Here is a 12,945-nt window from a genome sequence, read left to right as displayed (position 1 = left end):
GTGTAAGCGAATTCAGAATGTTAGGGTTCTCCTCTGTTAAGAATCTTAGGGCTTTTAAAAGCCTTTCAAGTCTTTCAGTGCTCGGTAAACTGGAATATTCGCTCTTTGTTTGAGATACATGATGTTATTTCGTGTCGCTTCACCAATTGTACTCTCGACCTTCTCCAGAAAGTACTTGGGAGGACGTTCTTCCTTTGGCTCTGTCCATTCTTCAACACGTCCCATTAGTGTTTTGAGAGGGAGTTTATCCATTAACGCAACCATCGCTGTCATCATGGCACTAGCGCCTTTTTCAACCCAACTTCGTCCATTCTTCAAACGTTTCGCAAAAACACTCATGGTTCCCTCAGCACTTCCCATTGGGCGGAACCCTGTCGGATCAATCCCCTGATCTTTCAGCCATTGTCTGTAATCTCCCAATGCTTCGGGGTACTGTTCAAGCTGATGAATCAACGCCTCTAAACGCTCTTCTTTCGCTTCTGTCTCAAGCGTTCCCACTGCACTGTTGAGCTCTGTTATAAGTGTTTCTCCATCATACTTTGCGAGGGCTTTCTGCATGGCTCGATAACGCCTGTGATCTCGAAACAGTCTCCTGATATCACGTGCCACATGGAAACGATCAATCGTGAAGAAGGCTCGTCCTTGAAAATAGTCTCGACAAGCGGTAATCCAAGTCGCTCCATCCCCGTTAATGACAAGTCGATGCACCGCTGGATCATAGTCAAACGCCTCCATGAGAAAAGTCTCAAGCCCCTCCCAAAACGGTTCTTTCCCCCGATGAACATAATGTCGCTTCTCCTTTAAACTCACCCTTTTTCCGTTGACCTCCCAGCCTTGATGAACCGCTGCGATTTTCTCTTCTTTCCCTTTGATTCGTTTCTCTTGTCGCTTTAGATACAGTCCATCCACCTCGATAAACAATACTGGATGTGTGATAGGCTGACGGTCTTTCTGCGTCGCTTCTACTTCTAACAGATGTTGGCGAATGGCTTCATGACTAATGACACGATAACCAAGAAGAGTCTCAAGCGTGTTCGATGCCTTTCGGTAGGAAGGACTTGTCACAGCGAGCTCAATCGCGGCTTCTTCTACCAAAGGGCTAAAACCTTTTATCCCCTCAAATTGCAGGTACTGGTCAAGGAGATAAACATATTTCCCTGTTTCACGATCTCGATAGTAGGAACGCTTCAGCTCAATCTCACCAAATAAACTGTCTATTTTTAGAGGCCGTTTATCTTTATAATGGAAGCGTTGCTTATCACGTTGTTGCATAATTTCTTCGTCATATTCCTCTAGTATGCAGGTCATCACACTTGAGAAGGTTTCCTGTAACTTCCTCCAAACTAGCTGTTCAAGTTCTTTTAAAGTTGGGTATTCTGTGTTATTCTTTTGCATAGGGTTTCTCCTTTGAATCGGGTTTTTGTCGACTATGATTCTACCAAGGAGAGACCCTTTTTTCATGCATTTTGCTTAAACCCTACCGCGCTTTCGCTTGGTGGCCTCCTCATCCAAGTAACGTAAATTTCCATTACTTGGATGAGGAGGTTTTTTCTTCTCCCACAAACATTTTACTCATACATGCATGGACCATTTAGCTCAATACCTTGATAGATAAGCATTATTTGGGCATTAAAGGTTTTTTATGAATAATTCAGGACCAATTATATGATTAGGCTTGACGCATAAAAAAAACAGAAAGGATGAGTGTCAGTTGAAGCAGAGCAATAAGTTTGCATGGATGTGGACGATTAAAGAATCGTGCTTGGAAGAATACGTGGCGATGCACGTAGATCCGTGGCCAGAGGTGTTAGCAGAACATACAAAAGCAGGAATTCGTAACTACTCCATCTTTCAAAATGGCAATCAATTTTTCTACTGTTTTGAATGTGATGATGTAGACGCAGCTTTTGCTTACATCGCCGAAAGCGAAGTGTGTCAAAAATGGAATGACCTCACGTCAAAGATGGTCGAAGGTTCGTTTGATTTTAAGGAGTCTAACCCGATTAAGCCGTTACGAGAAGTGTTTTATTTACCGTAAAACAGAGGAGAAAGGCAGAAATAGATCTGCCTTTTTCCTATCCTTTTTCTTCAATAGGAGCCCCAACATAATAAGCCTGTTTTCCAGGAAACAAATTGATCGCGCAGAGGACCAAAGTCAGGAAAAGGGTTAGGATGGCTCCAGATGCAACGACGAGCTTAACTGAAAAGAACTGAGCCGACACAGCGAAGGTCGTCGTCATTGCGATGATAAGGGCTGCTTCCACAAGGCCATATAGGCTAGCGATCCGCCCCATGACCTCCACCGGGATGTTGTTTTGGTAGAAGGTCATAAAGCCGGTGTTGGCAAAAGCATTTGCAAGGGCTAGAACGAATACACCAACGGATGCGATGACAAAGCTAGACGAAAATGCAAAAATAAGATAGCCCACGGCCACAAACACAGAGCCAATACCAATTAAATAGGAGATGCCCCATTTTTTCGCAAAAGCCACGTTCAAAAATGAGCCGACTAAGATTCCAGCCTCGGCGAGACTAACGAGGAATCCATACTCACTATCAGTTAAGAGAAGAACTTCCTTTGAAAAAGCAACCTCTAGGGAGTCAATCGCTGTTTGCATGACAATAAAGCCGCTGAAGAGAACGTACACGGATATCACGTAAACATGCATTCGGCTGAAGCTCATGACGAAACGCCAATCGTCTTTTAATAGATGGAGCGACATTTTCTTCACCTTTTTCTGCTTTTGCTCCTTTTCCACATTCGGCATGAAGCATGTAACAACGGCAGAAAAGAAAAGAGCACCAGCATTAATAATAATCGCATAGACGGGTGTTCCGATAAGAAACAAAACGCCTGTAATGGCAGGGCCGATAAAAAATGCCCCTGAATCAAGTAAACTCCTAAGCGAGTTAAACCGTTGCCGTTGGTGGGCTGGGATTAACCGAGTAATGTAACTCATCGACGTAGGATGATAAACCGACGCGGCCATATGAATGAAAAAGACAAGTACATAGATCAGCCACAATGACGAAGAAGCGATCGCAAGAAGGGTGATAAGCGCACCTTGGATTACGTCTAGGCCGATCATAAGTCGCTTCTTATTCATTCGGTCGATTACGCTCCCACACCACCAGTTCGTAACGATTGTCGCGAGCGGTCTGATGAGATATAAGGCAGCCACTGCAAGGGCAGAGCCTGTCATTTGGAAGACGATCAAATTCAGGGCAATGAAGTACACCCACACACCTATAGATGAAATGCCGATACTAAACAGTAAAATCATTGGATATTTCCAATTATCCAAAGAAAAACGCATCATCCTTTTTCCTCCTTACCGCGTTATGAACAAAAAAACGTCCCCAAGACTGATAAAAGTCTTGGGGACGATCACTTGTCGTGGTGCCACCCCAGTTCGTCCATATATCACGATATGAACCTCATGTGTATAGTGCGCCTATACATTGCTAGATAACAGGAGCTCCTGTCACACCATCCCAACCTTTGGATTAAATGCTTGCCGGCCGGCGTAGGGTTGTTCCGATGTGCCGCTCAGAGTCTTGCTTCCATACAGCTCTCCTACCCGTTCTCAGCAACTACAGGCTTTCTGTCAGGAAAGGGATGTATGTACTCTTCTCTTCATCGCGTGTTAGGTTTGAGGAGCATATTAGCATGGCATGAAACCAGTGTAAAGGATTTTTTTCAATCATTTGCTGAGAAGGGATTTTTTATGAGAACGTGGAAAAGTTTCTAATGAAGGAGGTGTCGTGCGTTGGCAAGTAGGGTTGAACGGTTAGATCAACGCTTGGCCGAGCTCTCGCCCAAAAACATCGGCGAGCAAGTGCGAAAGCTTGTGATCGAAATTTATGGAATAGATTTGCAGGTAGTCTCGGATAAAAACGTTGGAAAACAAGCTCGGTATCGGGAAACGCTTGTGACTGATTTGTTAATGGCTAATTCTCGTTACTCAAGAGAGGCTGTCCACATATTGTCAAAGGTTGAGTTTTTAATAGAATACTTGAACAGTACGGGGGAAAGATCACCTGAACGTATTCGCGAGCTCATTAATGACATTTTCGGAATCAATTTATACGGAATTTCTAGCTTAGAGGGAAAGGGTTTAGCCCTTTATTCAAAAGGTCAATGGCTCGTCAAAGGAGAACAAGATTTGTTTATTTTGCATACAAGTGCGAGTGATGAAGAAGTGTGGATTTATCCAACGGAGTACTTCAAACACCGAAGGGATGATCAGTTGTGGCCAGAATCGTTCAAGCATCGATTAGAGACGCTTGGCTTCGTTTTTGACGATGAGCGAAAGGCTTATTCCTACAGGGAGCCAACGGGAACGTCGATCCCGAACGACTTTAAAGTGACATCGACGCAAAGTGTACTCGAAGAAATCGCGTGCATTCGAAACAAAATGTCTAAGGGAGAGGGGCTTCATTCATGAAAGGGAAGTATACAGTTTGGATCTTTTTTCTATTGATAGTCATAGGGTGTCACCACCATGAGGAAAAGCCGCTGACGTTTTATAGCGAAAGTGAAAATTGGCGTGGCGAGCTTATCATAGAAGCGGAAGATACGGAATCGGAAAAAGCTACCACTGCCTTTCAATACATCGGACCTGCTACTGACATCGAGAGGGTCACCATATATTCACCAATCTCATCCACCTATGATTCCCATCCTGTTGAAGCACCTGTTGGAAGCATCCAGGCTGACGATGTCTTAAAACGTGACTATGAGAATCACGGATTCCTAGGGCTGTTATATGTAAATGATGAAGTAACTTTTATAATTGAGCATTTTGCATATTTTTTGACCCAAGAGCCATAAGGATTTCAAAGACATAAAAAAGGACTTCACCCCTAAAATGTAGAATTTTTGAAGTGACGAAACCACAAAAATTCAAAAGGAGGAAGTCACTTTGTATATTCTACAAGAAAGCCTATTTTCCTTTGAAGAACTGCAAAAATTAGAGTCAAAAGAGAAATTACCTATCTTTTTTAGCTCGCTTGATTTACGCCCTTATGCTAAACAGTTGAGAAGTTCTTCACCCCGAGGGGCTGACGGTCATTCCAGAGAAGGGATTCTAAGGGCTCTCATCGCTGCCCCACTCGAAGGCATCGACACCTTTACCGCCCTTCATCATCGATTGGATAAAGACCTTCGTTTCCGTTATCAATGCGGTTTATCGATTGATCGCCCCGCACCGTCTATCTCCACTCTCAGCCGGGTTTTTGCGGCACTTACCAAAAAAAAGCTGGCTGAAAAGATCTTCCTTGACTTGGTACAGTTAGCTCAGGAGGAAGGAATAATTGACGGCAGCCACCAGGCCATCGACAGTGCCGCCATTGATGCCTATGAAAAGAAACAGCCCAAAAAGCGTAGTGAACAAACGGGTAATGCCAATTGGGGCGCAAAATATGATTCCTTCGGCAATAAAATTACCTGGTTTGGCTATAAGATGCATCTTTCAGTCGATACCGCAAGCGAACTGCCAATGGCCATAAAAGTAACCCCTGCCCATGTGAACGATGGAGAAGTCGCACCAGAATTAATAGAGCAAGTGGCAGAGCGTACCAAATCCAAAATTGAATTTCTGATCATGGATGGCGGATATGACCAACTAAAAAACTATGAATCAGCCAAAAACATTGGAGCGCAAGCCATTATCCCGCTCAATTTGCGCAACGAAAAAGAGCCTCCTGAAGGGATTTCTTCCAATGGAACTCCGCGTTGTTCCATGGGTTATGAAATGACTTATTGGGGAGCTGATAAGGACCAGCTCAAGTTCAGATGTCCTCACGCAACCGGCAAAGTGGATTGCCCATTAGGAATGGCAGCCTGTTCATCTTCCAACTATGGAATGGTGGTAAAAGTCGACATCAAAAAGGATGTGCGCCGATATTCCAATCCGCACCGTGATACAAAACGTTGGAAAGAGCTTTACAACGAGAGGACAAGTGTAGAACGCTGTAATTCAAGAATGAAAAGCTACCTTACGGCGAACTCCCTACATGTATGGGGAATTGAAAAAGTAAAGACCCATATTTACCTGAACGCTATTGTATTACTTGTTTCAGCGCTAGCGATGGCAAAGGAAAATAAAGGGAAGAAAGCCGCTTAAAAAAATTCAATGTGAAAAATTCTGTAGGTATGCCCGAAAACAAGATTATTGTAATATTTTGTAAAATAACATGCTGGTAGCTATTTGTCGAGTGCTTTATTTTTTATACTTTTATCCCAAAAATCTAATTTTGCAAAATGCTCAATTGAATGGGAGGAAGAAAAGATGGAAAAAATCGAAGAAATCCGTTTCTATCATGAAGAATGAACACTACAAGTAAGAGGAAGCCGGGAGCTGTTGTCCCGGCTTTATCTTTCATGTCCAATTGGTTTGATCCGTTCAACCACGAATGATCGCTGCATCATAGCCTAAGTTACGAAGCCGGCGTGCAAATGCTTCAGCATTCGCTCGGTTGGCAAAAGCACCTACTTGTACTTTCCAGAGGCCGCCTTCTTGAAAGACAAATGGCGTGATCCCATCATTTTGCAATCGATCTCTTAACCTTAAAGCATTCGACCGATTCGCAAAAGCACCTGACTGAACTTTAAAAAGGGCTCCATTGTTTTAGCTCGGTGGTGGAGGATAAACTTGATTTCGTCTGAGGTTAAAGGCACTTGCTAGACCGTTGACATGACCGCGGGCAATTAGCTGTAGAACGGAAGCTCGGCGCAACAGGGCAGCATCATTGGCGTTATCAACAAAAAGATTTTCGGTGAGTAGGGCAGGCATTCGAGACAGTCTTAACACGGCAAAATTTGCTGACTTTTGTCCGCGATCACGAACATTAAGTTGTTGAACGATTGCGCGATGAATCGTTTGTTGCAACTGACGTGTGCGCATAGGGCGACTAGAATGAATAAATGATTCGAATCCTGTGCCGCCTCCTGCATTATTATGAATCGACAAGAAAAAATCAGCGCCCCAACGATTGGCCATATTGGCTCGCTCGTTTAGGCTCACACTAACGTCACGATCACGGCTCATGCGAACCTCTACATTTTGATACTCATTGAGCAATATCTCACGAATGTGTCTTGCAATGGCCAACGTGAGATTTTTCTCCTGGAGCCCATTGGCGACTGCACCAGGATCGGAGCCACCGTGTCCTGGGTCTATAAAAATTTTAGCCAAGCATGATCACCTCTTAGTCAAGTTTCTCTATTACGGTATGAAGTTTGACTATAAAGGGCACGGCATTCGCTTAACTGGTTATAAACAAAATAATAAAACGCCTTAGTTTCTTTAAATAAAATGATCAACTGAACGGATCTCAGAGAAAAATTACACGAACATGGGCGCAACTTCACTCTATTCGCATAACGTACAATAGGATAGAAATGGGGAGGAGGTGTAGAGGTGTATCAACATATTGTCAAGCTGGGAGAGACGATCGCACAAATAGCTCTCGATTATCGTACGCCAGCCCAATCGATTATTCAGGCGAATCAGCTCATCGATCCGAATCGGATTTTTGTTGGGCAACGTTTGACAATTCCAGGGTTCCCTGATCCGACCCAACTCCCTTATCGAATTGACGTATCAACGAATAGACGAACGTTAACGTTGCGAACACAGCCAGCTGGAGAAGTGGTGAAAGTATATCCGATTGCCGTTGGACGAATTCTCCATGAAACCCCTGTGGGAGAATTTATTATCATTAACAAAGCACCGAACCCAGGGGGGCCGTTTGGTACGATGTGGATGTCGTTATCGAAACAGCACTACGGAATTCACGGGACAAATGACCCGGCTTCAATCGGTCGAGCGGTTTCAAGAGGATGCATTCGGATGTACAATGAAGATGTGGAAGAATTAGCACGAATGGTTCCAATTGGTACACCGGTTTTTATCCAGCCATAGAAACCAGAGGGCAATGCTTTCTGGTTTTTACTAAGATTACATATAGGACAAGAGAGGAGACAGAGAAGGTATGCATGAGCTTCGCTTTAAAGAAGAGGAATTTTCCCTTCATCGTGATGAATATGGGCGCCATTTTATTCACGTGTATGACCATGAGTCTGTCGTCATACTTGCTCAGAACGGCGAGCATTTTGTCTTGATTAAACAATTTCGTCCTGCGCTGGGTCGCGAGATTATTCAACTGCCAGGAGGTGGGGTAAAAACGGGAGAGAGCTTGGAAGAGGCTGTTAGACGTGAAATGTTAGAGGAAACAGGCTATGAATGTGGCGAAGTGCAATATCTTGGAGGGTGTTTTCTCGCTCCATGGCTGACAAATGAAATCACCCATGTGTTTTATACAAATCAAGTTCGCTTCGTAAGGGATCCGTCTCTTGAAAGCCATGAAAAAATTGAACTCGTTCAGCTATCTGTCGATGACTGTCTACAAAAGTTAAAAGACGGGACGCTTCAAGATGGTGAGCTTGCTTTCGCTGTTTGCCAAGCCATGATTCGCGGCTTGCTCCCGCAACGTATGGTAAAATAGTACATATCTTTCGTGTAGCTAAAGAATGGCTTCTATCGATAGTTGAGGGGATGCTATGGCGACAATCTATTTCTTTTTAAAACGTTATCGATTTCCTGTTGTTGTTGCATTGATCCTAATGTTTGTGGAACTCACTGTAGAACTGACGTTGCCTTTGCTTTTGGCACGGATCATTGATGACGGGATTATGCAGGCTGATCTTTCCATGGTCGTCCGTTGGGGGAGCATCATGATTGGGCTTTCTTTACTTGCATTTGTAGCAGGCATCGTCAACTCTTTTTATGCCGCTCATGCTAGTCAAAGCATCGGACACGATCTAAGGAGCGAGTTATATGAAAAAGTACACTCTTTTTCTCTTTCGATCTTACATCGTTATCCGACGTCATCGCTGATTACTCGATTGACAAATGACGTGACCCAAATCCAAAATACGATATTTATGAGTTTAAGGATTATGCTGCGAGCCCCTCTCCTTGTCTTTGGAGGGACGGTGATGGCTATTATCGTGAATCCGAAGCTCGCCTCCTTCTTCCTAGTTCTCATCCCGGCTCTTATTCTTTTTATGGTGTTCATGATGCGAAAAGGGGCCGTCCTTTTTCGCCGTGTTCAAGAGCGATTAGACCGTGTCAATCAAGTGACGCGTGAAAACTTAATTGGAATGCGGCTGATTCGAGCGTTTGTCCGCCGGACCCATGAAGGAAAGCGATTTGTTACCGCTAATGACGAATTGAGAAAACAAACGGTTACGGCTTTGCGTTGGATGGAAGTGACGATGCCACTTTTGCTGTTACTTATGAATGTGGCGATCATGGCGGTGCTATGGTTTGGAAGCTTCGATGTGCAAACGGGTACAGCACAGGTCGGTGAAGTGGTAGCGATCATTAATTATGGGACACGAATCACCTCAGCGTTAAGCTTATTTTCAATGATTGTGATCATCTTTTCTCGCGCGGAGGCCTCAACGAAGCGGGTGAAGGAGATTCTTTCAGAAGAGAGTGAAGGGCGGGAGAATGGAAAGAATGAAGAGACGAGAATCAATGGTGAGATTACTTTTGACCGTCTTTCGTTTCACTACCCAGGTTCACCTGTCGCTGTCCTCTCCGATGTTTCCTTCTCGGTGAAGCGAGGGGAGACGTTGGCGGTGTTAGGGGCTACAGGCGCTGGAAAATCAACGTTGCTACAATTGATCCTCCGATTATATGATCCTACGGCTGGAGCGATTAGGATCGATGGCAAGGATGTGCAAGATATCGGAATCAGTCGACTTCGCCAAGAAATTGGCTATGTTCCTCAAGAAGTGTTACTTTTCTCTGGATCCGTTCGTGACAATCTTGCGTTTGGAAAAGAGGACGCTACCCAAGAGGATATTAAGCAGGCGGCTAAGGCAGCTCAAATCCATGAGACGATCATGGCAATGCCGAATCAATTGGATACGAAGATTGGGCAAAAAGGGATCAACCTATCAGGCGGACAGAAGCAGCGCATGTCGATCGCCAGGGCGCTCGTACGTAAGCCCGTGATTTTACTTTTCGATGACTGTACGAGTGCCCTCGATGTGAAAACAGAATCAGAATTGTTACGAGAGCTAGCTTCCTATCAGGCGACCGTTTTAATCGTGACACAAAAATTGAGCACGGCCATTGAGGCGGATGCCATCCTTCTTTTAGAGGACGGCAAGGTGGCGGCTCACGGTCAACACGAGGAGCTTCTACGAACATCAAGTCTCTATCAAAGGCTGTATGAATCCCAATATGGAAAGGTACGTTCACACTTTACTAAAAAATTAGGGGAGATTATTTACCAAGTATCCCTCATAAGGAAGCAGCCTTAGATTAAGCAACCTAAGGCAAGGTATTGTCATTTTTCCAACAAACGGTTTACCTCTATAACGGCTTCCAGTATAAGGCTTCACGCTTCACTTCTTAGCTCTAAACACGAAATACCCAATTGAGCTTCCGTGGATGTCCAAAAAGGCTTGATGCTGTTGCAAGGTGGAGAAGAGCTCGTCATCGATCGCCGAGGGCATCCAGTCAGGTGCTTCGCTTTCGTCGGGCCGTGCTTCTTGGACGTTACCCCGCTTGAGGACATCCATGTGAGAAAAGCCATTGTTCGTCAGAGTGGTCATCCACTCCTTCTCCGTCGGTAAATGGTTGACGCCATACACCTTCGTTAGTTCTTCGCTAGTAAACACATCTAGTGGCTTGAGCGCCATCATTTCAATCCCAAGCAAGCTGCCCGTTTTCTTTAGTACCCGGGCGCATTCTGACAGCGCTCGATTCATCGAAGTGAAAAACAGCACTGATTCGGAAAGGATAAAGTCAAAGGTGTTGTCCTCGAATGTAAGCTGCTCCACGTTCCCTTGTTGAATCGGAATGTTCAGCTCTTTTTCTTGAAAACGCTGCTTCGCTTTTTCGACCATGACTGGATGTATATCCACACCGTTAAGCTCACAGTCATACATCTGTTGAATGTACTCCAACGTTTTTCCTGTCCCGCAGCCGATGTCGAGTAATCGGCTTTCATTCGTAAGTTTCTCGTGAGCTAGTAATTGTTTTGTTAACGCAAATCCACCTGGGTGGGCGCTCCCGATCCCGAGCGTAGCAAGTAATTCTAAGTAAGACATGACCCCTTCTCCTTCCATATTTTCGTTGTCATAGTATATGGGACTTATAGGTGAACGTGATGGAGGTCTTTCTTCATTAAAACGAAAGATATAAATATTCCCTAGACTTGTCTCATACATATAGTGAGGACAGACAGTAAAAGGGGATATGCGGATGAATATGTTTGTAAGGGGTGCGGCGCTCCTTATTGCAGCCGCATTTATTAGCGAATGCTTAGAATTTCTTATCAATATGGTTTTGGCAAGGGAGCTTGGAGAGGAAGGACTCGGTCATTACATGGCACTGTTGCCGACAATCGTTTTCCTCGTCGTTATCGCAAGCATGGAGCTGCCCATTTCTGTATCTAAGTTTGTCGCAGAAAAAGAGGAGGGCTATCATCGCAGCATGCTTCAGCAAACATTGAAGTTTGCGACGATGATGACGGTCATCTTTCTTGTGGCCGCGATTGTTATCTTTCCGCTCCTCTCCGTCTTTGAGTCCTATCATCCAGCCGTTCGTTGGCTGTTGCTGTTGCTCATACCTATTGTTTCCTTTTCCTCGGTTGCCCGTGGTTATTTTATGGGTGCCCAGCATATGGGGAAAATCGCAATCGCTAACTTTTTACGGCGATCGGTCCAGCTTTTGTTACTGCTTGTTGTCTTTCAACTATTTTTATTTGATACGGAAGTGGCGATTTTTATTGCCCTATGTACCGTGGTTGCCACAGAGTTAGTCGTGTTGCTGTTTTTACTTATTTATTTTTTCGTCGGTATGAAAAAAATGAAAGGAACGTCCACCAAGTCAATCAGTCAGCCTGATGTTCGTCGAGCCTTATTAGCGGTGTCTCTCCCGACAACGGGGCTGCGAATTTTCCATGCGGCATCTTTTGCGATAAAGCCCTTTCTCATTAAAATCGCTCTCATGAATGCGGGGTTGATGGAAAGCACCGCGATCATTCAATATGGGAAGTTAGCGGGAGTGGCGTTTACGATCGGGTTTTTCCCAGGCTTTATTGCCCACTCACTGCTGACGGTTTTAATCCCAACGGTGGCAGAAGCCTATTCGAAGGGTGACATGGATCGGCTGCAACGGCTTTTAACGAATGTGATGCTCGGAACGTTTGTGTATGCAGTCCCATCGGTGCTCGTGTTTTATTTTTTCGCCAACGAGCTGACAAGTTTGTTTTTTGAAGCCTCACCTGCGGCTGTCTACTTGCAACTTCTCGTTCCATATTTCTTCTTTCACTTTTTCGTCATTCCGATGCAAGCCTTTTTAATCGGTCTTGGGATGATGAAGGATGCGTTTTACCATTCGGTTTGGGCCACAGTTGTTTCTTACGTGCTCATGTATGTGCTCGGATCGATGCCACAACTACAAATGGACGGAATCATTATCGGTATGAATACAGGTGTCGTCATGTTGACGCTCATGCATTTACTTACGATTCGCTACAAAATGCAAGAACCCCAAAGCTGGAAATTATCCAGAGCTTAAAATGAACCGATTGGCTTGCCGACGTTGGCAAGCTTTTTCATACCTTAGAGGAATGATGATTTTTGAAAAAATGTTAAATGATATGTAACCTGAATTATTCATACCTCGAACATAAATCAGGGTTTTAGGCCAAAAACGATTAGATTCCCGATCCCTTTGAAAGAATCATGGTTATTTTCTTCTGAAAAGCATCTTTCTAGAATGAGGAGTGGAAAAATGCCTGTTTTTGGGCATACTTCTCCCTTGGTCTTAAATCGTGTTTTAAAAAACAGGATTTTTCGATTTTATCCTAGCTTTAGCTGTTGAATCCGCTGAAGTACTTTCCAGAAAAAATCTT

Annotated in this window: 11 protein-coding genes, 1 pseudogene and 1 other annotated feature; of the genes and pseudogenes, 8 read left to right on the top strand and 4 right to left on the bottom strand. The window is 44.3% G+C overall.

The annotated features are described in order from the left end of the window. Positions 1–54 precede the first annotated feature (54 nt). On the bottom strand, positions 55–1,395 hold the full coding sequence (locus tag E2L07_RS18755) for an ISLre2 family transposase (protein WP_243854882.1): 1,341 nt from the start codon (positions 1,393–1,395) through the stop codon (positions 55–57). 316 nt (positions 1,396–1,711) lie between these two features. Here E2L07_RS18755 and E2L07_RS18750 point away from each other — a divergent pair, with 316 nt between their 5' ends. After that, the gene (locus tag E2L07_RS18750) at positions 1,712–2,038 is read left to right on the top strand and encodes an L-rhamnose mutarotase (RefSeq protein WP_134230332.1); all 327 of its coding nucleotides are present in this window, start codon (positions 1,712–1,714) and stop codon (positions 2,036–2,038) included. Between the two features lie 37 nt (positions 2,039–2,075). On the opposite strand, the gene E2L07_RS18745 is transcribed toward E2L07_RS18750, so the two are convergent. Beyond that, on the bottom strand, positions 2,076–3,317 hold the full coding sequence (locus E2L07_RS18745) for an MFS transporter (RefSeq protein ID WP_420897821.1): 1,242 nt from the start codon (positions 3,315–3,317) through the stop codon (positions 2,076–2,078). A 60-nt stretch (positions 3,318–3,377) separates the two neighbouring features. Continuing rightward, positions 3,378–3,650: a binding site (T-box leader), on the bottom strand. A 120-nt stretch (positions 3,651–3,770) separates the two neighbouring features. Here E2L07_RS18745 and E2L07_RS18740 point away from each other — a divergent pair. From E2L07_RS18740 to E2L07_RS18730, 3 genes are all read left to right on the top strand, one after another. Then, positions 3,771–4,448, top strand: coding sequence for a hypothetical protein (locus tag E2L07_RS18740; protein WP_134230330.1), 678 nt, complete (start codon positions 3,771–3,773; stop codon positions 4,446–4,448). Next, positions 4,445–4,834, top strand: coding sequence for a hypothetical protein (locus E2L07_RS18735; protein ID WP_134230329.1), 390 nt, complete (start codon positions 4,445–4,447; stop codon positions 4,832–4,834). Before E2L07_RS18740 ends, E2L07_RS18735 begins: the two co-directional genes overlap by 4 nt. Positions 4,835–4,925: 91 nt before the next feature. Further along, positions 4,926–6,128, top strand: coding sequence for a transposase (locus tag E2L07_RS18730; RefSeq protein WP_063210481.1), 1,203 nt, complete (start codon positions 4,926–4,928; stop codon positions 6,126–6,128). A 279-nt stretch (positions 6,129–6,407) separates the two neighbouring features. Here the strand turns inward: E2L07_RS18730 and E2L07_RS18725 are convergent. After that, positions 6,408–7,199: pseudogene (locus tag E2L07_RS18725) on the bottom strand (N-acetylmuramoyl-L-alanine amidase). A 225-nt stretch (positions 7,200–7,424) separates the two neighbouring features. Between E2L07_RS18725 and E2L07_RS18720 the strand changes: the two are divergent. The 3 genes from E2L07_RS18720 (at position 7,425) to E2L07_RS18710 (ending at position 10,342) form a co-directional block, all read left to right on the top strand. Further along, positions 7,425–7,928 carry a L,D-transpeptidase family protein gene (locus tag E2L07_RS18720; RefSeq protein WP_134230328.1) on the top strand — a complete coding sequence of 168 codons (504 nt, stop codon included), beginning with the start codon at positions 7,425–7,427 and terminating at the stop codon, positions 7,926–7,928. A 70-nt stretch (positions 7,929–7,998) separates the two neighbouring features. Beyond that, a complete protein-coding gene (locus E2L07_RS18715; RefSeq protein ID WP_134230327.1) occupies positions 7,999–8,511 on the top strand; it encodes an NUDIX hydrolase in 513 nt (170 codons plus the stop codon). Positions 8,512–8,566: 55 nt separating this feature from the next. Then, on the top strand, positions 8,567–10,342 hold the full coding sequence (locus tag E2L07_RS18710) for an ABC transporter ATP-binding protein (protein ID WP_134230326.1): 1,776 nt from the start codon (positions 8,567–8,569) through the stop codon (positions 10,340–10,342). A gap of 84 nt (positions 10,343–10,426) precedes the next feature. Here the strand turns inward: E2L07_RS18710 and E2L07_RS18705 are convergent, their stop codons facing one another. Continuing rightward, entirely contained in the window at positions 10,427–11,134 is a 708-nt protein-coding gene (locus E2L07_RS18705) for a class I SAM-dependent methyltransferase (RefSeq protein ID WP_166740124.1), read from the bottom strand. Positions 11,135–11,288: 154 nt separating this feature from the next. Between E2L07_RS18705 and E2L07_RS18700 the strand changes: the two genes are divergently transcribed. After that, positions 11,289–12,608 (top strand): polysaccharide biosynthesis protein, encoded by a 1,320-nt coding sequence (locus tag E2L07_RS18700; RefSeq protein WP_053432538.1) that lies wholly within the window; start codon positions 11,289–11,291, stop codon positions 12,606–12,608. Positions 12,609–12,945 lie beyond the last annotated feature (337 nt).

It is taken from the genome of Halalkalibacterium halodurans, from assembly GCF_004376175.1.
Lineage (GTDB): Bacteria > Bacillota > Bacilli > Bacillales > Bacillaceae_D > Halalkalibacterium > Halalkalibacterium halodurans.
Note: the sequence above shows the minus strand (reverse complement) of the source record. Positions and strands in the feature narration are given on the sequence as shown.

What these genes read in the sequence shown, in the direction of transcription:
- E2L07_RS18715 (WP_134230327.1), top strand. Translation starts at nt 7,999, where the DNA reads ATGCATGAGCTTCGCTTTAAAGAAGAGGAATTTTCCCTTCATCGTGAT.
- E2L07_RS18745 (WP_420897821.1), bottom strand. Translation starts at nt 3,317, where the DNA reads ATGCGTTTTTCTTTGGATAATTGGAAATATCCAATGATTTTACTGTTT.
- E2L07_RS18755 (WP_243854882.1), bottom strand. Translation starts at nt 1,395, where the DNA reads ATGCAAAAGAATAACACAGAATACCCAACTTTAAAAGAACTTGAACAG.
- E2L07_RS18735 (WP_134230329.1), top strand. Translation starts at nt 4,445, where the DNA reads ATGAAAGGGAAGTATACAGTTTGGATCTTTTTTCTATTGATAGTCATA.
- E2L07_RS18710 (WP_134230326.1), top strand. Translation starts at nt 8,567, where the DNA reads ATGGCGACAATCTATTTCTTTTTAAAACGTTATCGATTTCCTGTTGTT.
- E2L07_RS18700 (WP_053432538.1), top strand. Translation starts at nt 11,289, where the DNA reads ATGAATATGTTTGTAAGGGGTGCGGCGCTCCTTATTGCAGCCGCATTT.
- E2L07_RS18705 (WP_166740124.1), bottom strand. Translation starts at nt 11,134, where the DNA reads ATGTCTTACTTAGAATTACTTGCTACGCTCGGGATCGGGAGCGCCCAC.